A 23,677-nucleotide genomic window follows, 5' to 3' on the forward strand; every position below is an offset into this window, starting at 1 on the left:
TACAAAAAAACAAAAAGGAGAAATAATTGTGGAAGAATTAAAAAATGCTATAAGAGAAATATCAAACTCAAAGCCGTATAAAATAGTTATAAGCAATAGAAAAAATAAAGATGTGGAATATAAAAAAATAAACATAAACCTAAAAGAAGCTAAGGGAAGAGAATTCTATCAGGTGGAAAAATTTACAGAGAAGCAGGTATTCCATGAAAATATAGAAATAGCTAACTTAGAAGCTAAAATATTTGAATTTATGGAAGAGGACTTCAAACAGCTAGACGCTTGGTCAGAAGATGAAAACTTCAACATCAAAATATCTAAAAAAGGAAAAGTATTCTTTGGAAAAAAAGGCGGAAACAACGCGTCTAAAGCTAAACGGTCAAAATCACACAACAAAGAAAAAGAATACATAATCAAAGAAGGTATGGATGTACCTGCACTAGTTGACCTTGGAGTATTCACAAAAGATGGGAAAGTAGTCAAATCTAAGTACGATAAATACAAACAAATAAACAAATTCATAGAATTAATAGACCATGAAATAAGGAAAAATGACTACAAAGAACTAACAATACTAGACTTTGGATGTGGAAAATCTTACCTAACATTTGTACTTTACTACTACTTTGTAGAAATAAAGAAAATAAACGTAAAAATGATAGGCCTTGATTTAAAAGAAGATGTCATAAAAAAATGTAACGAAATAGCAAAAAGATATAACTACGAAAATCTTCACTTCGAGCTTGGAGATATAAATGGATATAAATACAACAACAAAGTAGATATGGTAATCACACTTCACGCTTGTGACACAGCAACAGATTACGCACTTTACAATGCTATAAAATGGAACACTAAGATGATATTCTCAGTGCCATGTTGTCAGCATGAATTAAATGCACAGATGAATTCAGAAGATTTATCAATCCTTACAAACTATGGGATAATACAGGAAAGAGTGGCAGCACTTATGACAGACGCCATAAGAGCCAACCTACTTGAAAGCGTGGGATACAAAACTCAGCTACTTGAATTTATAGACATAGCTCACTCTCCTAAAAATATCTTAGTAAGAGCAGTAAAATCAAACATATCAAAAGAAAAAAGAGAAAAAGCGCTAAAAGAAGTAGATAATCTAGTTAAAGAATTTAACTTTGATCAGACACTATACAGACTTCTAAAAGAGGATGGTTTAATATAGTTTAAAAATCAGAAAATCATAATTAAAAATTCTAAAAAAAGGAAAAGGGTGGAAAAAATGATAACAATAATATCTCCAGCCAAAAATATGAGAAAATCTGAAGACTGGAAAGAATTAATTGACGAAGGGGAGCTAAGCTGCCCAAGACTTTACGAAAAATCAAACGAGGTACTTGCTCATATGAAGGAGTACATAACTGAGGAAATACGGGCAATAATGAAAATAAAAGAAAACCTAGCCCAGTTAAACTACTGTAGATTTCAGAGAATGAAACCTATATCTTGCTGTAAAAATGCTAAAGATGGCAAAGAAAATCCTAAATTCACAGGAAAAACACCAGCTATATTTGCCTACGATGGAATACAGTACAAAAGTATAGCTCCAGAAAGTATATCAAAAGATGGGATAGAATTTTTAAACGATCATCTAAGAATAATAAGTGGACTTTATGGAGTACTTAGACCATTTGACATGATTGATGAGTACAGACTTGAAATGCAGACTAAAATAAAAGTTAATGACAAGGCAAATCTATACTCATTCTGGGATGGAAGTATCGCAGGAAATATAGCAGAAGACTTAGGTGGAGAAGGTGTGGTGCTAAATTTGGCATCAAAAGAATACAGCAAAACTGTTGAAAAATACTTCAATGACAAGAAAGCTAAATCAAAAATAGACCTGATTACATGCACATTTAAGGTGGAAAAAGCAGGAAAATTAAAAGTTGAGTCTACAGCATCTAAAAAAGCTAGAGGACATATGGTTAAATATATCGCCGAAAACAAAATCGACGACATAGATGGTGTGAAAGCTTTTGATATAGATGGATTTACCTACTCTGAAAATGAATCTACAGAAAAAGAGATTGTATTTGTAAAGAAGGTTGATTAAATGAAACTAAAAATAAAAGTTAAACTAGAATTAAGTACAGATAAACTAAAAAAAAGAAAAAATAAAAAAGTTAGAGGAAAAAGAGGAAAACTATGGAAAAAATAGCGGTAATAGCCGGAACTCCTATAGACACACTTATGGGTGCGGAGTTTTTGCAAAAAAAAGGACTAGAAACTGAGGAATTTCCAGTATCTGAAAACCCTGTTGAGCAGACAAAATTCCAAGCAATGCCACAGGAAACAAAAGAATTGGAAATGAAAAAAATAATAAATAAAATAAAAGAATGTGGAATAAAAAAAATATTTGTATACTGCAACTCCCTAAGCTCAGCAGTTGACATGGAAAAACTATCAAAAGAAGAAAACATCGTAATAGTAACGCCAATGGATGCGTACAAAAAAATAGCTGTGGACTACAACTCAGTAGGTGTATTTGCAGCTAACAATCAGGGGCTTGCGGGAATAGAGAGAACAATAGTAGAAAAAAACAAAAACTGCAATGTCATAGGAATAGGAATACTTCCTGTCGTACTAGATGTAGAAGCTAAAAAACAAGCTCAAGACATAATAGCCGACAACCACCTAGACTTGGCAGTTGAATTCTTTGAAAAAAACAGAGTTGAAGCGATAATACTTGGATGCACGCACTTCCCTTACTTTGAAAAAGAACTAAAAAAATGCACTGAACTGGAAATAATAAACCCATCAGAAACAATGCATAAAATTTTAATTGAATACTAAAAAATAAAGAGCAAGGTTTGTAACTGCTACTCGGCTCCTGGCTTCGACGTGGTGTAATTAAAAAGCATTGTTGAAAAAATGCTGCACGTCTGCAGATAGTCGCATGATTAGCAGTTACAAAACCTTGCTCTCATCTTTTATACTCTTCAACCTAAAATTTTGAAGAAGAAAATTAAAACTGTTTGAAGTAAGTAAATATAGATAAGCAATAATAGTGAGGATAGAAGATAATATTAAAATAATTTTATTATATTTGATGAGAATAGTAGCATTTTAGTTGCGAGATTAATAAAAAGTTAGGTTGTTTAATTTTGTAATTAGCTTTTTTGAGAAATAATTTTTTATAAATTTACTATATTGTAAAGAGTGTGTTAAATCAAAATTTATAGGAATAATAACTAACTTGCTAGATTGAAGGTCATAGACAAAACGCACTCGACAATCTGCAGACGTGCATTTTAATTACAACAAAATACTTTACCTGCACGCACGTCGAAGCCTGGAGAGAAGTTTGTCTATGACTTCAATCCCCGAGAGATATTAACCTATAAATTTTGATTTAACCACTCTTAAACATATAGAAAATTTATAACTGATTATAAACAAAAAAGCTATTGCAAAATTGCAACAGCCTTATTTTATTAATCTATCCAACCAAAATGCTTGCACGCATATTCTATTCCGTCATCGTCAGCATTTTTAGTTACAAAGTCAGCTTTTTCTTTTAATTCGTCAATCGCATTTCCCATAGCGATTGAAGTCCATTCATCTCTAAACATTTTTAAGTCGTTTTTCTGATCTCCAAATACTACGACATCTTTGTATGGAGCGCCAAAATGGTCCATAACTGCCTTTATTCCAACAGATTTATCATCTGGCTCAACAAATAAGTATGCATCGTGGAATCTTACAAAAGGAAGATTTTTAAGAGCGACAAGAGTATCGTCTTCCTCAGGTTTACAAGCTATGTAAAGCTTGTAGTATGTGTCTATCTTTTCTATATCTAAATCAGGATCGACAATAGTTTCCATATAAACGTCCTCTGTAACATTTACAAAATCGTCGTTTCTAGTGTATCTAGTCTTTGAATTGTCTATAGAAATACCCCAAGGGATGTTTCTACTATCGGCTTCTTTTAAAAGGGCAATACAATTCTCCTTATTAAGAGGCTCGATATGTAAAAGCTTTCTATTTATAGTTATACCATTTCCGCCGTCGCTGACCATATTGTCAAACCCAAGCTCGTCTAAAAGCTCAACTGCCTTTGCGTGACTTCTACCTGTTGCAATGGCTAAAAAATGACCATTTTCCTCTAATTTTTCTAATGTTCTTCTTGTAGACTCTGGAACATATGGTTCTGGGAAACCTGTAGAAAGAGTTCCGTCTATGTCAAAGAAGAAATACTTCTTAACAAATTTTTCATTAGTACTAATAATAATCACCACCTTAAAATAATTTTTGCTATAAAGAAATGGTACCACAAAATTCAAAAAAATAATATCCATTAAATGTAAAAAATTGATTAATACAAATCTCAAAAGCTAGAAAATTACAGAGAATTTGATTAAAGAAAATTGTAGAAGTCATTTTTTTTGTAGAAGTATTTATTTTATTTCTTTTTTGTTCTATTATATTAATTAAAGGGAAATGAAAACTAAGAAATATTTAAAAATTAGAGAAAGGATGGCTATATGAACGTATTAAATATAGATAGAATAATAAATCTAAGAAAAGAATATCAGTCAGTAAAAGAGGATTTTGCAGAAGCTGTCCTTGATAGAGCGGAAAATGTAATAAAAAAAGAGGTACTCATAAAATCTACATACCAGTCACACTTTGGAATGTACGAGCTAGCAATACTTAAAACAGAGGTGGATAGAAGAATGCTTCTGAGAAAGCTTGAGCTGGCAAATGAATATATGAAGGCAAATAAGGACATAGACGAGGATAAAATAAGGAAAATTGCTGAGTCTGAGCAGCTTGGACTTTTAGAGATAATAGAAAATAAAAAATCTCGGATACAGAAGGCAAATGACTTTTTAAAAAGAGATAGATTAAACACTAGAGAAAAGGAAAGAATGAAAGACAGCATGAAGCTACTTACATTGAAACTTCATCCGGTATTAAACAAAAAATCAGATGAAAAATCTATTATGATACTTGAAAGAGCGTTGGATGCATTTATAGACGATAATTACGGAAAAATGAGGATGCTAGAAAATATTTTAGATGCGTCATGTGAAAAAGAAGAAAACCTAGACGAAAAAACAATGGTCAAAGAAATAGAAAGAATAAGAAGAGCCATTGCAGACGAGGTAATGCAAGCGGCACTTGAAAGAAGAGAAAAGGTCTTTGAAATGGAAGATTTAGTATTCAATTTGAAAAAAGTTGAAGAGCAAAAAGAAGCTTTAAAGAATGAATTAAAGATAGAGCAGCAAGCTAGGGATGATTTAAAATACAAACTAGACTTACTTGAAAAAATATACAACTTCAATGTAGAATAAATAGGGAAATTTAGAGAAAAGAAAAAGGAGGAGCTATGGCAGGGAGACTTGACTTAACTGAGGGAAGAATTGCCGACAAGCTTATAAGGTTGGCGCTTCCAATTATGGGAACATCTTTTATAAACATAGGCTACAATGTAGTCGACATGCTTTGGGTTGGTAGAGCAGGAAGTTCTGCAGTTGCAGCAGTTGGAACAGCAGGATTTTACACTTGGCTAGCACTAGCATTTATAGCAATATCGAGAGTTGGCGGAGAGGTAAAGGTTGCACAGAGTATGGGAGACCACAACCTAGACGAAACAAGAGCTTACATAAAGGCAGCGATAGAAATAAACATCGTGCTTGCGATATTATTTGGTGCAGTGCTTATAATTTTCAACCGACCACTTATTGAATTGTTCAGACTTGGTGATGAACACGTAACACAGCAGGGAAGTACATACCTTATAATAGTAGGACTTGGAATGGTATTTTACTTCATAAACCCAGTATTTACAGCAATTTTCAATGGGTTGGGAGATAGTAAGACACCGTTTATAATCAACACAACTGGATTATTAGTCAATATATTCTTAGATCCAGTACTTATATTAGGGTTTGGACCAGTTCCTAGCATGGGTGTAGCTGGGGCTGCGATTGCCACAATAACTGCACAGGCTTGTGCAACACTCATATTCATATACAAAATTGCTAAAAAAGAAGGAATATACTTTAAAATAAGATATTTCAAAAATATAAAACTTAGCTACCACAAAGAACTATTCATATTAGGATTACCAGTCGCAATACAGAGTGGTATGTTTACAGGATTTTCTATGTGCATAGGGGTAATAGTTGCTAGATGGGGACCGGTAGCGATTGCAGTACAAAAGGTCGGAAACCAAATTGAATCTATTGCATACACAACTGCTGATGGTATGGCATCATCTGTATCTGCATTTGTAGGTCAGAACTACGGAGCAGGAAAAGTTGATAGAATAGAAAAAGGAGCTAAAGTTGGAATAATGTTTGCAATATTCTGGGGGGCGCTAACAATGTGCCTACTAGTATTTGGAGCAGACTTTATCTTTAAATTCTTCATAGACGAGCCAGAAGCAAGAAGAATAGGTGCAAACTACCTGATGATACTAGGATTTGGGGAAATATTCCAATGCCTAGAAATAATCGTAACTGGTGTACTAAGAGGACTTGGAAGAACATACATAACATCTGCTGTAAGTATAATATTTACAGGTGCAAGAATACCAATGGCACTACTACTATCATCTGTATTAGGAATGGGACTAACAGGTGTCTGGGTGAGTATATCACTTAGCATGGGAATAAAAGGAATAGTAATGCTATCAGTATACCTAACATACAAACGCAAAGGAAAACTAGTATAAAAATATTAATAAATAGGCTATTACACTTTTGTAATGGTCTATTTTTATGCTTTAAACAACAAAGAATCTCCTCTCCAGGCAATCAAGTTGCATTGTCGAGTTCGATTTCTTTGTTATTCAAAGCAAATAGAACCATATACAAAAGCCGTAATAGCCACATTTATTAAATTATAATTACTGCGTAAAACAGAAAAAACTTGGAACAAGAAAAATCACTGCTCTAAAGCGACAATTCTGCAAGCGCCCAACATCATTGAAATGTGTTATATGAATGGGTTGGGCGCTGAAGCCTGGAGAGCGAATACTTGTATTAAGTCTAGGGATCCTGCAAAATTTGCAACAGCTTTTTTATTCCTAAGTAACAACTTATATAAACTCTTGAAGTTTTATGACTTTATTATGTAAAGAATTTATACATCTGTAAAAAACGAACGATAATGATAGAATATACTCATAAAATACTGAAATGATATAAATATTTTATAGACTAAAACATAATTATAGAAAAAAACTGAAAAAAAATAAAATAAATAATAATAAGTTTATGAGCTTGTAAGCTTTGAAAAATGTGGGTTATAAGCATATTGACCATTTTAGAAAATAAATAGTAAAAGAGATAAAGCTAAAAAAGTATGAATTTATAATTTTCTGATAAATATAGAAATACCCTTGCAATATTGCAAAATAGATAGTATAATTTGAAGAGTAATAGGAAAAGAAATATTAAAAAAGACTTAAATAATAAAAGTAATGACAAACAACATAGTAATCAACTAACTTAACCATATAAATTTTATGTAAATAAAAGACTGTATCACTTTCTGCTGCGTGAACAGTTTTTTATTTTTTTGTGGTAAAATATTAAATGTGAGAATTTTTTTGCTTGAAATTAAAATAAAAAATATCTATAATATTATATGAAATTTAATTAGGAATAGAAATATTTATGAAATCAAGTAATATCAATATTCTTATAAGAATTAATTGATGAAGATTATATCAAATGAGAATGAAAAACGGGGAGGGATAATTTTGATTTCAGAAGCAATTATTAAAAAATTTATAAAAAATAGCGAAAATGTGGAAAATGAAGAGGTAAGAAACAAATACGGAACAGTAGCAGGGATAGTTGGGATAGTATCAAACCTGCTTTTATTTATTTTAAAGTTTAGTATAGGGTTCTTGAGCGGAAGTATAGCGATCACAGCAGATGCATTCAACAACTTCACAGATATGGCATCTTCAGCGATAACTATGATAGGATTTAAACTTGCTAGTATGCCAGCTGATGAGGAGCATCCATTTGGACATGGTAGACTTGAGTATTTATCAGCATTAGTGGTTGCATTTATGGTAATGTTTGTAGGTATAAAATTCGTACAGACATCATTTGAGAGAATAATGAATCCAGTAGCAGTGCAGTTTAGTTTAATACCATTTATATTACTTTTATGTTCTATGGCGGTTAAATTCTGGCTTGGAAGATTTAATAAGCATGTAGGGGAAAAGATAGACTCATCTGCATTAAAAGCAGTTGCAGTAGATGCGATGGGTGACGTATTTACATCAGGATGCGTTGTATTATCATATTTAATAGCTAAGTTTACAACATTCCCACTAGATGGATATGTAGGTATAGTTGTTTCATTAATAATACTATACGCAGGGTTCTCTTTAATAAAAGAAACTGTTAGCCCACTTTTAGGTGAAGCTCCAGATGCTGAGATGGTAGACGCAATAGTAAATGGGCTACTAGAGTACAACATAATATCAGGTGTGCACGATTTAATAATACACAACTACGGCGTTGGTAGATGTATAGCCTCTGTACACGCTGAGGTGCCTTGCAATATAGACATAATGGAAATCCACGAGGTAATAGACGACGCGGAAAAAGACTTATCTAAGAAATTAAACATACACCTTGTAATACACATGGATCCAATAGCGGTTGAGGATGAGGATTATATCCAGACTAGAACTGAGCTTACTAGAATAATAGCTAGAAACGAAAAAATAGAGTCTATGCACGATTTAAGAATAGTAGGTAAGGGAGATAAGAAAAATCTAGTATTCGACGTTGTTGTAGATGGAGATTTATCACATAGTGAAGAAGAAGAGCTAAAAAATTGGGTAAACGGAGAAGTTCAGAAGCTTCACCCTAACTACAATTGTGTAATATTAGTAGACAAAAACTACGTAAAAAGACATTTTTAAACTATTATAATAATACCCCCCTAGTTACCAGGGGGGTAATTTTTATTTTGAAGAGAAAATTGATTTTACTATAGTAAGTATTTCAGAAAGTAATTCAAAATTTCCCTTAACACTTTCCTTTGTAACTATTATATCAGCAGCGACATCTGTAACAACCTCGCTTACATCTCTAACATTTTCTCCAACCTGTCCGAAATCATCTACAAGCTTAGGAAGCTTTGAGATTGAATTTGTAATATTTCCTGTGTTATCGTCAAGAACGACGTTTACCTTATCTAAAACAGAGTTTAGATTTTTAACAGTAGAAAGTAAATTTATTATTAGCTTTATTAAAAATACAAGCGCTACACAGCCTATAATTGCTAATATAAATAAGATTGTATGTAAATCAATTGTGATAGTCATAATCTAATCTCCAATTCTAAGCTTCTGGTTCTTCTTTTTCAAGAGTTTCAGCTGCTTCTTCAAGAGCCTCAACTACTTCTTCAGAATCAACACCACATTCTTCACACTCTTCACAAGCTTCATCTACAGCTTTTTTAGCGTCAAGATATTCTTTTATCTTAGCTTTAGAATCGTTGAATTTTTCTTTCTGTGCGCCTATAACATCGCCAGCTTTAGCTTTTGCACCAGCTGCTTTATCAGAAACGGCATCTACAGCCTGTTTAGATGCGTTTTTTATGTCTTCTCTTGTTTCTTTACCTGATTTAGGTGCTAATAATATACCACCAACAGCACCTGCTGCTACACCGGCAGCAACACCTGCTGCAGCAGTTTTAGCTTTTTTAATTTTTTCTGCTTTGATTTTTGCCTGTCTTTTTGCCTGGATTTTTTTTGATAAACTCATTAAAAACATCCCCTTCCAAATGTATATTGAAAATTATTTTAAAATTTACGTTATAAACAATATATACCCATTGTAGATAAAAGTAAACAAAAAAATTGTGAATTTTCAAAAAAAACTATAAAAATAAGCTACAGCCATAAAATTGACTGTAGCAATATTTTTTAGAGTATATATTTTTCTATTTTTTATCTATATTTTCTTTGATTTCTTCAAGTATAGATCTATGTTTTAAAGATTTCATATTAGGGAAGGCTTTTATAACTCTTCTTCTTAATACGCCATGACCTTTAGTCTTTAATTCGTCTATTCTAGTACTTAAAGACTTAATTTCAAATTCAAGTTCGTTCATAATCTTGTGTTCTTCTTTTATAAAGTTGCCTTTAAAGTCTCCTGATAATATTTCTTCCATTTCAGCAGGAGAATACTTAGATAGACCAAGCTCTTCAATCTGATTGGCTAAACTAGCCTGTAAATGCCCTCTGACAACTTCAAGATGTTTCTTTCTTTTTTCAAGTAAATCTTCGTGAAGGGTATAAAGTTTTTCAAGTCTTTCGTTAAGATGAAGTATAGTAGCAGCTGTAATAATTGTATCGACTATGAAATAAGTTCCAAATAGTATTGATAAAATAAATGCTAGTTTTGTATTTATTCTTGCTACAAAATCATCGACAGCTGGATGTACAACAAGTATAACGAAAAGCGACATTACACCAAACATCAACGAGTTCTTTAAACAAACCCTACCATTTATATTGTATTTGTATGTTGAATAATCCCACCAAGACATATGGAAGATCTTTTCCAAAACATAACTTGTAATATACTCTAGTGTACTTGTAACAATAATACTTGCGATAAATAGCACTGGTATATTATTTACAAATGGAGAGAGTATAGAAATAACCAATAATGCACCAAATCCGTATATAGGGCAGAATGGTCCATTTAAAAACCCTCTATTGACCAATTTCTTTTGCCAAATAGAGCAGTAGGTACTCTCACACACCCAACCAAGGAAACTATATATCGTAAAATATAATACCTGGAGATATAAAATTTTCATGTAAAAAATCACCTCATTTAAATATTTAAAAGACAAGCAAAAAGCCTGCCCAAAAATACGCTACATACAAGTAAAATACTTGATTGTAGGCGCATATATTCCAAAAATTTATTCAATTTCTATCCTATATAATATCTAAATAAATTCTTTAGTCAATTATAACCCTTCCATATGAAGAATGTTTGAGATTGAAGAGAATATAATATATTTTTTATAATATACAAAACTTAAAAAACAGGAAATGTAACAAGTAGTAGAAGAAATAGGTCTAATTGTAACAATTAGATAGAATTGGTAGACAATTTGTAACAAATAGTTACAAACTATGTAACTATTTTGCAGCATTTGAAAAAAATATTTTTTGAAAAATTTACAACTCAGTAAACACTTGTTGTTACTTTTGGTATTGGCTTAGCCTTTGAAATAGCCAAAAAACAAGCAAATTGTTAGAAAAATTATAAAAAAACACAATACTTGTTGTTGTTTGTTGTTTGTAAAATTTTCAAAAAAAGTCTTTACAAAGCTGTAACCTTTATATTATTATATATACAAGGTCGAAAAAGTTACAAAAAAGTAACAGAAAGACATATTAAAAGTAACAAATTGTAAAAAATGAAAATTAGTGAGATTAAATAAAAAAATAATACGGAGGATTATATGTTCAATTTAAAGAAAAAACTAAGCGTTATAGCATTAACATCAATGATACTTTTATCAAGTACAGGATTTGTATTTGCAGATGAAGCAGTAAATGATATAGAAACAGTTCAGGTAGAAGAAAATGTAGAAAGAACTTCTATAAATGGAGCTGGATGGATACAGAGAGGAGACAACTTCTACTACAACAATGAAAGTGGAAAAGCCATAACTGGATGGAAAGTTATAGATGGAAATAACTATTACTTCAATAAAGATGGAAAAATGGCTGATGGTTGGACTGAAATAAACAGAAAAACTTACTACTTCAACAAAGAAAAAGGTATGCACACAGGTATACAGACATTAGAAAATGGAAAAACTTACAACTTTGGTAAAAATGGTTTTGTTGGTGAAAGTATAGTTAGACAGAATGGTAAAATACTTTACTTCAACGAAAGAGGTAAATTAACTTCTACAGGAAAATCATATAAATCAAATGCCTCAGCGTATTCTGGACATTCAACAACATCAACTGGACAGAAACCAAAATGGGGAACAATAGCTGTAGATCCAAAAGTAATACCATACGGAACAAAAGTATATATACCATACTTCAACAAAACATTCATAGCTAATGACTGTGGTGGAGCAATAAAAGGAACTAAAATAGATATATTCATGAATTCAAGAAAAGAATGTTACAAATTTGGAAGAAGAAACATAGAAATAATCGTATTAAACGACATAAAATAGATAAAACAATTTCTTCAAACTCAATAAATAATACTCAGTAAAAGAGGGCTGTTGCATATATTGCAACAGCCCTCTTTTATTGTTGTAATCTGCTATGAATTTAGTATCTTCTAAAGAGAGATTAAATCAAAATTTATAGGTTAATATCTAATCGGGGATTGAAGTCATAGACAAACTTCTCTCCAGGCTTCGACGCGTGAGTGAAAAATAGTTTTATTTTTAATAAAATACGCGTCTGCAGATTGTCGAGTGCGTTTTGTCTATGACATTCAATCTACCAAGTTAGTTATTATCCCTATAAATTTTGACATTAGTCACATCTTAGAAGATACTAAATTTATAGCAGATTGAAAAATAAAAGAGATCTGCTTATCAAAATATAGCAACAGTTTGAAAAGTGGACACCAAAAGAATTTGCGGGATAAAGATATATCTAGGTCAACGAAGCTACATACTTTTAAATTATAAAAATATATGGGTTGTTAGCAATAATTTGCAACAAAGTTTTTTTATTATATAAGCTGTTATAAGTTTACTAACTTATAAAAAGTGGAATAAATAAAAATTTACATTGATAATTATTACCTTTTTAGTATTGAAGCTTATAGACAAAACTCTCTCGACAATCTGCAGACGTGGGTTTTAATTACAACAAAATAAATTACTCACACGCACGTCGAAGCCTGGAGAGGAGTTCGTCTATAAATTCAATACCGTAAGATAAAAGCTATCAATGTAAATTTTGATTATTCCACTTCTTAAACAAGTAGTAAACTTGTAATCACTTATACAATAAAAAAAGGGTGTTGCAATTATTGCAACACCCTATAGTTCTTATAATTCTTTTTTCCATAATCCATGTAAGTTACAGTATTCGTATACAGCAACTGGTTTTTCGCCTTCAAGTAAAGCAAATTCAGCAACTGGTTTTTCACCTGGTTTAAGGTCTTTTCTACGTACTCCCTGATCTGTTTCAAGAAGTATGAACATTATGTAGTGTTTTTCTTCCATTGGATGTTCTACTGAACCAACCTGAGCTTTTACTACATTTCCTTCAACGCATACTTCTGGAACGTGTTTTTCTGTAGCTGCATCTACTGTATTTGGAACTAGTTCTGTCATTTTCTGTCCACAGCACATTAATGGTACTGGAGTTTCATATACTACCTCAACTAAATTTTTACATCTTTCACATAAATAGAATTTTGTCATTTTAAATTCCTCCTGATAATTGACACTTTGTGTCGTATTTTTTATTTTAATTTGATTCTTACCTTAGTAATAATAGGATTGATTAAATTTCTCATCGAAAATTTTTCTCATCTTACTCAATCACTTATTAATATAATTACCCGTTAAAGTCATCTTTAAACATATAAAAGTAAAAAAAGCAAAAAATTTTGAAAAAAATATAAAAAACAAAATTTCAAAGGTGTATAATTTAATATATACTCAAAAAAATTGACAATAAATACAAAAGTATAAATCATATGAAATATAATAGAAAAATCCTTTGAAAGTGTATACAAAATAATTAAGAGAGAGTATTCTTGTGTATATATAAAAATCAGGAGGAAAATTATGAGTAAAGTGGCAAAAGCTACTATGGGACTTTTCATAGTTACCATGGTTTCGAAAATATTTGGATTTGCCAGAGAAACTATACTGGTATCTGTCCATGGTGCAGGAATGGTTACCGATGCGTTTATAACATCGATGAATATTCCGACGGTTATATTTTCAACAATAGGGAGTGCGCTTGCGACGACATTTATTCCAATGTATTACACAGTGGAAAAAGATCTGGGCAAGGAAGGGACGGATAAGTTTGTAAATAATATATTTAATATGATAGTTGTAGTCAGCTTGATATTATCTGTAATAGGGTATATATTTTCTGACGAGCTAGTAAAAATATTTGCAATGAGCTATACCGGAGAAAAACTGAAGCTGGCTTCAGAGTTTACGAGGATAATGATATGGGGGATGGTGTTTATAGGGCTTAGTAATATAATGACGTGCCTAATGAATATCAACTCAAAATTTATCGTGCCAAGCATCACAGGTATCCCATTTAATATAATAATTATTGTGGGGATATATCTAAGTGCAAAATACGACATCAGACTAATGCCGATATTTACATTGATTGGTATGGCGAGTCAATTTTTATTCCAGGTTCCGGTTTCGTACCACGATGGATATAGGTACAAATTCTACATAGATTTGAAGGACAAATACATAAAAAAGACGTTAATACTTGTAATTCCGGTGTTTATTGGAGTTGGTGTAAACCAGTTAAACACAGTTGTAGACAGGACTTTGGCGTCTACACTTGGAGATGGGATAATAACAGTATTAAACGATGCTTCTATTTTAAACACATTTGTAATAGGGGTATTTATCTCAAGTATTCAGTCTGTTGTATATCCTTTACTATCTAAACTATCTAGTGAAGGAAATAGCAAGGCAGCTACAGGTATAATAAGAAAAAGTGTGAACGTGGTAATAGTTCTTATGGTTCCTATAGCGGTTGGAATAATGGTGCTATCAATTCCAATAGTGCAGCTTGCGTTTGAAAGAGGGAAGTTTGACCATAGTGCAACACTTTTAACTGCGGCGGCGCTTTCATATTATGCACTAGGACTACCTGCTTCAGGGCTTAGAAACATACTTGGAAATGTGTTCTACTCTTTTGGAGATACTAAAACACCTATGAGAAACGGAATGATTGCGATGTTTATGAACATCTGCATGAACATAGTATTTATAAAATTTATGGGACATTGTGGTCTTGCATTTGCGACAAGTATTTCGGCTACAATATGTATATTATTATTGTTTATGAGTTTGAAAAAGAAGATAAAATACTTCGGGCAGGACAAGATAATAATTACTACAATAAAATCTATAATATCTGCGGCGATTATGGGTGTTGTGGTGTATTTTGTGTATAAATTCCTTACAATCAGCGGTATTCATGGAACAAAACACCTTATAAAAGTATTGTTTGCGTCTGTGATGTCTGGTGTTGTCGTGTATGGGGGAGCAATTCACCTTATGAAAGTGGACGAGGTTGAAATGCTTTTAGATATTTTCAAAAGTAAATCTAAACAGATTGTTTCAAAGATAAGCAATAGATAGATGTATGGATAAATTTGTGGAAAAAGAGTAAAATATGAATAGAGTAGTATAAGAGAGTAAAGAAGATAAGATTATATAAAGAGGAAAATTGGAGGGTTTAATATGATATCAGATAACCTTATAAAAAATTATGCGAGTGCAAGGGGCACATCTAATTTAGTTCTTACGGTTGGAACTATAGACAATGGAGAAATGGAATACAAAGTTTATGGTCATAAAGGCGCTCAAATAACTAAGCAACAGCATAGATACGAGATAGGATCTCTTACTAAAAGTATTATGATGGCTAAGCTATGTCAGGCAATTAGCGAAGGAAAAGTTAGTCCAAGTGACAAGATAGGGACTATATTAGACGAAAATATAAGTCACAATCCAACAATAGAGCAGCTTGCAACTCACACTGCTAGATACGGAAATTCATATCCTAAGCATATAGCTAGAAAAGAAATGAAAAATGCACTATTTAGCAAGGATAATCCATATTGTGGATATAAGGAAAATGATATATTAAATGATATAGAAAGCTTTAAACCAAATGCTAAGCATCGTGAATGGGTGTATTCTCATTTTGGTGGGGCAGTTATGGGAGAAGTGCTATCTAAGATATACAATAAGGATATTAAGACGATTATAGAAGAAACTGTAGAGGAGTTAGGTCTTGAAAATACTGGCTATACAGGAGATACTGAGATAGGTAAGTGTTGGAAATGGAATGGAGATGAGGTGTATGCAGCGACATCTGGTCTAGTGTCTACAGTGAATGATATGATGAAGTTTGTGCAGGAAAATATCGAGTGTAATCCAGAGTATTTAGCTTTAGGACATAAGAAGTATTATACTATTTCTAAAGGTAAGTACGATATGGGGCTTGGTTGGGTAATCAACGACGATACTAAGATTATCTGGCACGATGGAAGTACTGATAATTTTGACTGCTTTATAGGTTTTGAGAAACACAGCAAGAAAGGTGTGGTTGTGCTTTCAAACTATCCGAATAAAGGAGAAATAAATGCTGCGAAGATAGGACTAGAGAAGATTACTGAGTTAGTAAAGAATCGTAAATAGGGAAGAGAGGAAGACATATCTACCTCAGGCTCCAGGCAGTCGAGCTGCATTGTCGCTGGAGGTAGATATTGTCTTCCTCTTTTTTATTACGTTTCTATCTAGCTCTTGAATCTTCGTGGAAGATTGCAGTGTGACATATATATGTTCTTCCTTTTTTACATTATGATTCTTTCTAGCTAGGAAATCTTAAGTATGTTGTAGGTTTTGTGATATAATTTTTATATAGAGATTATAAAAGGACGTGATTTATTATGATAAATGAAAAGGAAATGGATTTTGTTGTATATTGCGTGGAGAATTTGGCTAATTATATAAATGAGGACTCAGTTAAAGTTTTTGATTTGCTTGATGAAAACGAACTTATAGAAGGGTATATTTTAAAATTTTATGATATTTTACATACTCAAGGTAAGGTTTGGATTGTTGAGGACTTAGTAGAACAATTAGAGAAAAGGGGCATAAAGATATGATTTTATATCATGGATCTTCTATTGTAGTTGACAAGCCTTTGATATCAAAATCAAGAGATAGTGTTGATTTTGGAAGAGGATTTTATACAACTGATATAAAAAGCCAAGCAATAAGATGGACAGAGAGATTAACTTTGCTCGGGAAAATAGGATATGTATCGAAATATGAAATTGATAATTCAGTATTTAAAAATCCTAATATTAGAGTTAAAAACTTTGAAAACTATGATAGAGAATGGTTAAGATATGTAGTTGCATGTAGAAGAAAGGAAGAAGTACCTTTTTATGATATTATAATTGGAAGTATGACAAATGATAGAGTTTACAATGCTATAGAGTTGTATATGTCAGATTTAATATCGGAAGAGGAAGCTTTGAAAAGATTAAGTTTTCCAATAGAAAATAGACAAATATGTTTTAGAAATCAAGAAGTAATAGATAAATATTTAATCTATAAAGGATGTGATGAATATGTTAGCAAATAAAACTTTATTAAATATGAAATACGCAAGAGTTATAATGGAGTTTTCAAGAATTACTGGTGTTTCTGAAAATGATGCACTTAGAATATTCTATCATTCTGATTTATATTTTTTAATGAAAAATGGGATATCTGATATTCATTGTATGTCTGATAGTTGGTTGGCAGAAGAGTTGAAGGAAGAATATAATAATAAGAAAATTGCAAATAAATAAGTAGGCACTCATTTTATTTTGAGTGTCTTTTTTTGATGATATCAAATGTTTGAACGATTTTATTTTTTTCTGTTTGTATGGTATAATAGTACATATGTTTGATAAAATTGGGCGATTCTGTTCACAGAGCGGACCATATAAACTAAAAGAGAGAGGATTTTTGTTTTGATTATTTTAGGAATTGACCCAGGTATCGCAATTGTAGGATACGGGGTTATTGAATACAAGGGAAATAATTTTAGAGTTATCGACTACGGTGCGATTACTACTCCAGCACACACAGATTTGACTACTAGGCTGGAGATGGTGTACAAGGGAGTCGATACGATTATAAAGAGTTATGATATAGATGAGGTTGGAATCGAGGAGCTGTTCTTCAATAAGAATGTAAAGACTGCGATTACTGTTGCTCAAGCGAGGGGGGTTACTCTTCTTGCGTGTGCTCACAATAATATTCCAATTTACGAGTACACACCACCTCAGATTAAGCAGGGAGTTTGTGGATATGGTAGAGCTGATAAAGTCCGGGTGCAGAAGAGTGTTACTTCATTTTTAAAGCTTAAAAAAGTGCCTAAGCCTGATGATGTCGCCGATGCACTTGCAATTGCTATATGTCATGCTCATGCAAATAAATTGGATAAGACTTTGAGAAATATTCAGGGATTATAATAAGTAATAGTTATAAGAAAGTATGATTATAGAAAGGAAAAAGTTATGTATAGATACATTAAGGGAACTATCGAGGAAATAGGTTTTGACAGTATTACTATAGATAATAACGATATAGGGTACAGTATTTTGGTGTCTTCAAATACAGCAGCTCAGTATCAGGTCGGCGAAAAGGCTAAGGTATTTACTAAGTTGATAGTCAGAGAGGACGAGATGTTTTTATGTGGATTCCACTCTGAAGAAGAGAGAAATATGTTTGATATGCTTACATCAATATCAAAAATAGGTCCAAAAGTTGGGCTTTCAATTCTTTCATTTGCAACACCAAAACAGCTTGGAGCGTATATTTTAAGTGAAGATATAGCCAAAATATCTAAAGCACCAGGAGTTGGAAAGAAAACTGCGGAAAGAATTATATTAGAATTAAAGGATAAGATAGATAAGACACAGATTGAGTTTGAGCCTACTTTATTAGAAGCTCAGCCAGCAGCTATTTCAATAGACGAATCTGTGGATGCATTGATAGCACTTGGTTACACACAGGCTGAAGCAAAAGAGGCTGTCAAGAAAACGAAGAAACCAGGTATGGAAACTGAGGAAATTATCAGAAAATCACTTACATATTTAATGAAAAATCCTATCAAATAATCTAAAGTAAAGTTTGGATTGTGAGGTAGAGAAGGGAGAAGTTGACGAGGAAATGCTAGAAGATTTCGATGAAAATAGAATTATAACGTCTACTATGCAGATGGACGATGTAGAAATTGAGAATAATTTAAGACCTAAAACACTTGATGAGTATTTAGGTCAGGAAAAGTCAAAAGAGCAGCTTAGTATTTTTATTGAGGCAGCCAGAAGTAGAAATGAACAGCTAGACCACGTTCTTTTATATGGACCTCCAGGGCTTGGAAAGACTACATTAGCTGGGATAATTGCCAATGAAATGGGTGTTAATTTAAGGATAACATCTGGTCCTGCAATAGAAAAGGCTGGGGATTTAGCTGCGATACTAACAAATTTAGAAGAGAATGATGTTTTATTCATAGACGAAATTCACAGAATCAACAGAAGTGTTGAGGAAGTTCTTTATCCTGCGATGGAGGATTTTTGTTTGGATATTATAATCGGTAAAGGACCATCAGCTAGAAGTATAAGACTTGATTTACCTAAATTCACTTTAATTGGAGCGACTACTAGACCAGGTATGCTTACAAATCCACTTAGAGATAGATTTGGGGTAATTTGCAAACTAGACTACTATACAAATGACGAGCTTGCTCAGATAGTGAAGAGATCATCTGGACTTTTAGGTGCTGATATCGACGAAAAATCTGCAGCAGAGATTGCTAGAAGATCACGTGGAACACCAAGAATTGCAAATAGATTATTAAAAAGGGTTAGGGATTACGCTCAGGTAAGAGCAAATGGAGATATCACAGAAGATGTGGCAAAAGATGCACTAGAGCTACTTGGTGTGGATTCTCTTGGGCTTGATTATGTGGACGAAACTCTTTTAAAAACAATCATCGAGAAGTTTGGTGGAGGACCAGTTGGACTGGATACACTTGCTGCTTCAATAGGTGAGGATAGAAACACAATTGAAGACGTATATGAACCGTATCTAATACAGTTAGGATTTATAAACAGAGGTGCGCGAGGAAGAATGGCAATGCCAAAAGCGTACAAACATCTCAATTATCCTATAGGTGAGGAATAGAAAGAAGGGGAATGTACTATCTCATACGTGCTCCAGGCAGTCGAGCTGCATTGTCGCGTAGTATGAGATAGCTACATTCCCTTTAATTATTCTCTCGAACTATAGAATAATTGAGAAAGTTTGTACTGAGCAAAAATCAGAGGAAGTTTGTCTTTTGAGTTGATATTTGTTTTTTTAGATAGTATAATTGTATTATAGAGATTGATGTTAGATTAATTTGTTTAAAGTTTTTTATGATTTTGCTTATTTTTCTAATGTGTCGTGCTCGATGTTGAAAATTCAACGTTTTTAGAGGTTTTTTAAGAGAAAATCGGCATTTTTTAAGGTTAAAAATGTGAAAACGCTTGCATGCTCGATAATCGTGTTTTTAGGCTAGTGATATCAATGGTTTCAGAGGGTAGGATTTATAAAATTGTTCCCCGTAAGGGGACGAAAACTACTTATGACTATAATGTTTGCTTCTCATAGTATCACATTTATAAAATTGTTCCCCGTAAGGGGACGACGAGAGCCAGAGGGCTCTATTTTTTTGTCAAAAATTACCACTCCCAAAAGAAAAATAATTCCCCAAAAAAATCTAATATATTAATAGAAGAAAGTTTTTAAAATTTCAGAAAAAAACATCTTCTAAATATTGAAAATACTTGCACATAAAGAAAAATTTACCTGTAAAAAAATATTCCACAAAAGTTTAGTTGATAAATTTTAAAGAAAGTCAATTTGTAAATATATATGGAAAAAAATTTGTTTTTTTGTTATCATAAAAAGAGTATGCAAAAATAAAATGTCAAATAACAACATCAGGTTATATACCAGATGAACTATAAAAAATGATTATAAGAAAGGAAGAGAGAGCTTTGAAGACAAGCGATTTTAATTTTGATTTACCACAGGAATTAATTGCTCAGACTCCAATAGAAGATAGATCTGCATCAAGACTTATGGTGTTAGATAAGGAAACTGGAGAGATTGAACATAAAATTTTTAGAGATATCAAAGAATATCTTAAACCAGGTGATTGTCTAGTTTTAAATGATACTAGAGTAATACCTGCTAGATTAATCGGTGAAAAAGTGGACACAGGTGGAAAGATAGAGTTTTTACTTTTAAAGAGAAACACAGACGACACTTGGGAATCACTAGTTAAGCCAGGGAAGAGAGCCAAAATAGGGACTAAGTTCTCATTTGGTGGAGGAAAGTTAATCGGTGAAGTAGTTGGAATGGCTGATGAAGGTGCGAGAATTATAAAATTCCACTACGACGGAATATTTGAGGAAATATTAGATGAATTAGGAAATATGCCACTTCCTCCATACATAACAGAAAAATTAGAGGAAAAGGAAAGATACCAGACAGTTTATTCAAAACACAATGGATCTGCTGCAGCGCCAACTGCAGGACTACATTTTACAAATGAATTATTAGAAGAAATCAAGGAAATGGGTGTGGATATAGCATTTGTAACTCTACACGTTGGTCTTGGAACATTTAGACCTGTAAAAGTTGACGATGTTTTAAACCACGAAATGCACTCAGAGTTCTACATGGTTACTCAGGAAGCTGCCGACAAGATAAACAAAGCTAAAGAAAATGGAAATAGAGTAATATGCGTTGGAACTACAAGCTGTAGAACAATAGAATCTGCTGCTGAAGAAGACGGACACATGACAGCAAAGAGTGGATGGACAAACATATTTATCTACCCAGGGTACAAATTCAAGGTGTTAGATAACCTAATTACAAACTTCCACCTACCAGAATCTACACTAATAATGTTAGTAAGTGCGCTTTGTGGAAGAGAGCATGTGCTAAATGCATATAATGAAGCTATAAAAGAAAGATATAGATTCTTCAGCTTTGGAGATGCGATGTTCATAAAATAGTGGAAATGTTGATAAATAAATTAGTAAAAATAATGAATTCTTAATATGTATATAAAACTAGGGGTTGAGAAATTTGAAACACAAAAAGAATGGATTTATTTTAAATACGGCGTTTATTTTCGAAAAAATTCTTGCGGCGGTTGTATTAATTGCCGTATTTTTGGGAACAATAGATGTCCTAAGACTTATATGGGATACGTATATAGTTAATTTTGAAAATATAATTCAGTATGAGCAGCTAAATGACATGCTTGGACAGATACTTCTTTTAGTAATTGGGGTTGAGCTTGTTGTAATGCTTTCGTTGCATTTGCCAGGAGCGCTGATAGAAGCACTTTTATATGCGATTGCAAGAAAAATGCTTTTAATTCCTAAAAAAGAAGGGATGTTAGAGATACTTTTAGGAGTAATTGCGATTGCTGGGCTGTTTATAATCAAAAAATACTTGATAGACCATAATGAAAACGACGAAGATGAGAAGACGTTAGAGGATCATAAAGTCGACTTTGTATGCAAGGCACTTCCAATATTCTGCAAAAACAGAAAAGACAAAAATCACGTGTGCACTTGCCAGAAAAACGAGGAAAAAGAAGAAATTGATAATTAGATAAAATAAAATTAAAAAGAAAGGATGAGAAGATGTACGCAGTAACTTATGAATTAATAAAAACTTGTAAACAGAGTGGTGCGAGATTAGGTGTGCTTCACACTCCACATGGCGATATAGAAACTCCAATATTCATGCCAGTTGGAACTCAGGCAACAGTAAAATCAATGACACCAGAAGAATTAAAAGAAATAGGATCTCAGATAATCCTATCAAATACATACCATTTATACCTAAGACCAGGTCACGAATTAGTGAAAAAAGCTGGAGGGCTTCACGAATTCATGCACTGGGACAAACCAATATTAACAGATAGTGGTGGATTCCAGGTATTCTCACTTGGGCCACTTAGAAAAATTTCTGAAGAAGGTGTTGAATTTAGATCACACTTAGATGGTTCTAAACATTTCCTAACTCCAGAAAAAGCTATGGAAATACAGAACGCATTAGGCTCAGACATAATGATGGCATTTGACGAATGTGCTCCATACCCAGCTAGTAGAGAATACGTTAAAAATTCTTTAGAAAGAACTACTAGATGGTTAGAAAGATGTAAAGAAGCTCACAAAAATCCTGAAAAACAGGCACTATTTGGAATAATACAGGGTGGAATGTACAAGGATTTAAGAGAGCAGTCAGCAAAAGAAATAACTGCAATAGATTTACCAGGTTATGCAATAGGTGGACTAAGTGTTGGTGAACCAAAACCAATGATGTACGACATATTAGAACATACAACTCCATTTATGCCAGTGGACAAGCCAAGATATTTAATGGGTGTTGGAAGTCCTGACGATTTAATAGAAGGTGTAATTAGAGGGGTGGATATGTTTGACTGCGTTCTACCTACAAGAATAGCTAGAAACGGAACTGCAATGACAAGTCAGGGAAAAGTTGTTGTTAGAAATGCGACTTACGCAGAAGACTTCACTCCACTTGATCCAGAATGTGATTGCTACACTTGCAGAAACTACACTAAGGCTTATATAAGACATCTTATAAAAACTAATGAGATATTAGGTGCGAGATTAATAACTACTCACAACTTACATTTCTTATTAAAATTAATGGAAAACATAAGACAGGCAATAAGAGAAGATAGACTTCTTGATTTTAGAGAAGAATTCTTCACAAAATATGGATACGAATTATAAAAAGAAATGGCTGCTGCAGATTTTGTAGTAGCCAT

The 23,677-nt window shown here is 32.6% G+C and carries 23 protein-coding genes; 18 read left to right on the top strand and 5 right to left on the bottom strand.

What is annotated here, in order from left to right:
• Positions 1-28 precede the first annotated feature (28 nt).
• From ACK2WN_RS01495 to ACK2WN_RS01505, 3 genes are all read left to right on the top strand, one after another.
• Entirely contained in the window at positions 29-1,198 is a 1,170-nt protein-coding gene (locus ACK2WN_RS01495) for a class I SAM-dependent methyltransferase (RefSeq protein ID WP_300531601.1), read from the top strand.
• A gap of 57 nt (positions 1,199-1,255) precedes the next feature.
• Positions 1,256-2,089: a peroxide stress protein YaaA gene (yaaA, locus tag ACK2WN_RS01500; RefSeq protein WP_300531599.1), complete on the top strand. Its 834-nt coding sequence runs from the start codon at positions 1,256-1,258 to the stop codon at positions 2,087-2,089.
• A 92-nt stretch (positions 2,090-2,181) separates the two neighbouring features.
• Positions 2,182-2,829 (top strand): Asp/Glu/hydantoin racemase, encoded by a 648-nt coding sequence (locus tag ACK2WN_RS01505; protein ID WP_300531597.1) that lies wholly within the window; start codon positions 2,182-2,184, stop codon positions 2,827-2,829.
• Positions 2,830-3,470: 641 nt separating this feature from the next.
• Here ACK2WN_RS01505 and ACK2WN_RS01510 read toward each other — a convergent pair.
• Entirely contained in the window at positions 3,471-4,310 is an 840-nt protein-coding gene (locus ACK2WN_RS01510; RefSeq protein WP_416154642.1) for an HAD hydrolase family protein, read from the bottom strand.
• A gap of 210 nt (positions 4,311-4,520) precedes the next feature.
• Here ACK2WN_RS01510 and ACK2WN_RS01515 point away from each other — a divergent pair, with 210 nt between their 5' ends.
• The 3 genes from ACK2WN_RS01515 to ACK2WN_RS01525 all read left to right on the top strand — a co-directional run bounded on the left by ACK2WN_RS01515 (position 4,521) and on the right by ACK2WN_RS01525 (position 8,935).
• A complete protein-coding gene (locus tag ACK2WN_RS01515; protein WP_201416261.1) occupies positions 4,521-5,333 on the top strand; it encodes a hypothetical protein in 813 nt (270 codons plus the stop codon).
• A gap of 35 nt (positions 5,334-5,368) precedes the next feature.
• The gene (locus ACK2WN_RS01520; RefSeq protein ID WP_416154601.1) at positions 5,369-6,718 is read left to right on the top strand and encodes an MATE family efflux transporter; all 1,350 of its coding nucleotides are present in this window, start codon (positions 5,369-5,371) and stop codon (positions 6,716-6,718) included.
• A gap of 1,032 nt (positions 6,719-7,750) precedes the next feature.
• Positions 7,751-8,935 (top strand): cation diffusion facilitator family transporter, encoded by a 1,185-nt coding sequence (locus tag ACK2WN_RS01525; RefSeq protein ID WP_300529516.1) that lies wholly within the window; start codon positions 7,751-7,753, stop codon positions 8,933-8,935.
• Between the two features lie 42 nt (positions 8,936-8,977).
• Here ACK2WN_RS01525 and ACK2WN_RS01530 read toward each other — a convergent pair whose 3' ends face one another.
• From ACK2WN_RS01530 to ACK2WN_RS01540, 3 genes are all read right to left on the bottom strand, one after another.
• Entirely contained in the window at positions 8,978-9,340 is a 363-nt protein-coding gene (locus ACK2WN_RS01530) for a hypothetical protein (protein ID WP_300529518.1), read from the bottom strand.
• Between the two features lie 16 nt (positions 9,341-9,356).
• On the bottom strand, positions 9,357-9,782 hold the full coding sequence (locus tag ACK2WN_RS01535; RefSeq protein ID WP_416154602.1) for a YtxH domain-containing protein: 426 nt from the start codon (positions 9,780-9,782) through the stop codon (positions 9,357-9,359).
• Positions 9,783-9,960: 178 nt separating this feature from the next.
• Positions 9,961-10,845 carry a putative ABC transporter permease gene (locus ACK2WN_RS01540; protein WP_300529522.1) on the bottom strand — a complete coding sequence of 295 codons (885 nt, stop codon included), beginning with the start codon at positions 10,843-10,845 and terminating at the stop codon, positions 9,961-9,963.
• 657 nt (positions 10,846-11,502) lie between these two features.
• Here ACK2WN_RS01540 and ACK2WN_RS01545 point away from each other — a divergent pair.
• Positions 11,503-12,237: a 3D domain-containing protein gene (locus tag ACK2WN_RS01545; protein ID WP_300529524.1), complete on the top strand. Its 735-nt coding sequence runs from the start codon at positions 11,503-11,505 to the stop codon at positions 12,235-12,237.
• A gap of 834 nt (positions 12,238-13,071) precedes the next feature.
• Here the strand turns inward: ACK2WN_RS01545 and ACK2WN_RS01550 are convergent.
• Entirely contained in the window at positions 13,072-13,449 is a 378-nt protein-coding gene (locus ACK2WN_RS01550) for a desulfoferrodoxin family protein (protein WP_300529526.1), read from the bottom strand.
• A 369-nt stretch (positions 13,450-13,818) separates the two neighbouring features.
• Here ACK2WN_RS01550 and murJ point away from each other — a divergent pair, with 369 nt between their 5' ends.
• The 11 genes from murJ (at position 13,819) to tgt (ending at position 23,642) form a co-directional block, all read left to right on the top strand.
• The gene (murJ, locus tag ACK2WN_RS01555; protein WP_416154603.1) at positions 13,819-15,381 is read left to right on the top strand and encodes a murein biosynthesis integral membrane protein MurJ; all 1,563 of its coding nucleotides are present in this window, start codon (positions 13,819-13,821) and stop codon (positions 15,379-15,381) included.
• Between the two features lie 102 nt (positions 15,382-15,483).
• Positions 15,484-16,446 carry a serine hydrolase domain-containing protein gene (locus ACK2WN_RS01560; protein ID WP_416154604.1) on the top strand — a complete coding sequence of 321 codons (963 nt, stop codon included), beginning with the start codon at positions 15,484-15,486 and terminating at the stop codon, positions 16,444-16,446.
• A 251-nt stretch (positions 16,447-16,697) separates the two neighbouring features.
• Positions 16,698-16,916, top strand: a complete 219-nt coding sequence (locus ACK2WN_RS01565; protein WP_270839086.1) for a DUF3791 domain-containing protein — start codon at positions 16,698-16,700, stop codon at positions 16,914-16,916.
• Positions 16,913-17,401, top strand: coding sequence for a DUF3990 domain-containing protein (locus ACK2WN_RS01570; protein WP_416154605.1), 489 nt, complete (start codon positions 16,913-16,915; stop codon positions 17,399-17,401). The genes ACK2WN_RS01565 and ACK2WN_RS01570 overlap by 4 nt, the downstream gene beginning before the upstream one ends.
• Positions 17,388-17,612 carry a hypothetical protein gene (locus tag ACK2WN_RS01575; protein ID WP_040410369.1) on the top strand — a complete coding sequence of 75 codons (225 nt, stop codon included), beginning with the start codon at positions 17,388-17,390 and terminating at the stop codon, positions 17,610-17,612. The genes ACK2WN_RS01570 and ACK2WN_RS01575 overlap by 14 nt, the downstream gene beginning before the upstream one ends.
• Positions 17,613-17,777: 165 nt before the next feature.
• Positions 17,778-18,281: a crossover junction endodeoxyribonuclease RuvC gene (gene ruvC / locus ACK2WN_RS01580; protein ID WP_118549927.1), complete on the top strand. Its 504-nt coding sequence runs from the start codon at positions 17,778-17,780 to the stop codon at positions 18,279-18,281.
• 45 nt (positions 18,282-18,326) lie between these two features.
• Entirely contained in the window at positions 18,327-18,929 is a 603-nt protein-coding gene (ruvA, locus tag ACK2WN_RS01585) for a Holliday junction branch migration protein RuvA (protein WP_006439816.1), read from the top strand.
• Positions 18,930-18,981: 52 nt separating this feature from the next.
• Positions 18,982-19,998, top strand: a complete 1,017-nt coding sequence (gene ruvB, locus ACK2WN_RS01590) for a Holliday junction branch migration DNA helicase RuvB (protein WP_416154643.1) — start codon at positions 18,982-18,984, stop codon at positions 19,996-19,998.
• An 857-nt stretch (positions 19,999-20,855) separates the two neighbouring features.
• On the top strand, positions 20,856-21,881 hold the full coding sequence (queA, locus tag ACK2WN_RS01595; RefSeq protein ID WP_040410371.1) for a tRNA preQ1(34) S-adenosylmethionine ribosyltransferase-isomerase QueA: 1,026 nt from the start codon (positions 20,856-20,858) through the stop codon (positions 21,879-21,881).
• A 73-nt stretch (positions 21,882-21,954) separates the two neighbouring features.
• Positions 21,955-22,488: a phosphate-starvation-inducible PsiE family protein gene (locus ACK2WN_RS01600; RefSeq protein ID WP_118549924.1), complete on the top strand. Its 534-nt coding sequence runs from the start codon at positions 21,955-21,957 to the stop codon at positions 22,486-22,488.
• 32 nt (positions 22,489-22,520) lie between these two features.
• Positions 22,521-23,642 (top strand): tRNA guanosine(34) transglycosylase Tgt, encoded by a 1,122-nt coding sequence (gene tgt, locus ACK2WN_RS01605; protein WP_300529536.1) that lies wholly within the window; start codon positions 22,521-22,523, stop codon positions 23,640-23,642.
• Positions 23,643-23,677 lie beyond the last annotated feature (35 nt).

The sequence above is a fragment of the Peptacetobacter sp. AB800 genome, assembly GCF_047807365.1.
In the GTDB taxonomy this organism is placed as follows: domain Bacteria; phylum Bacillota; class Clostridia; order Peptostreptococcales; family Peptostreptococcaceae; genus Peptacetobacter.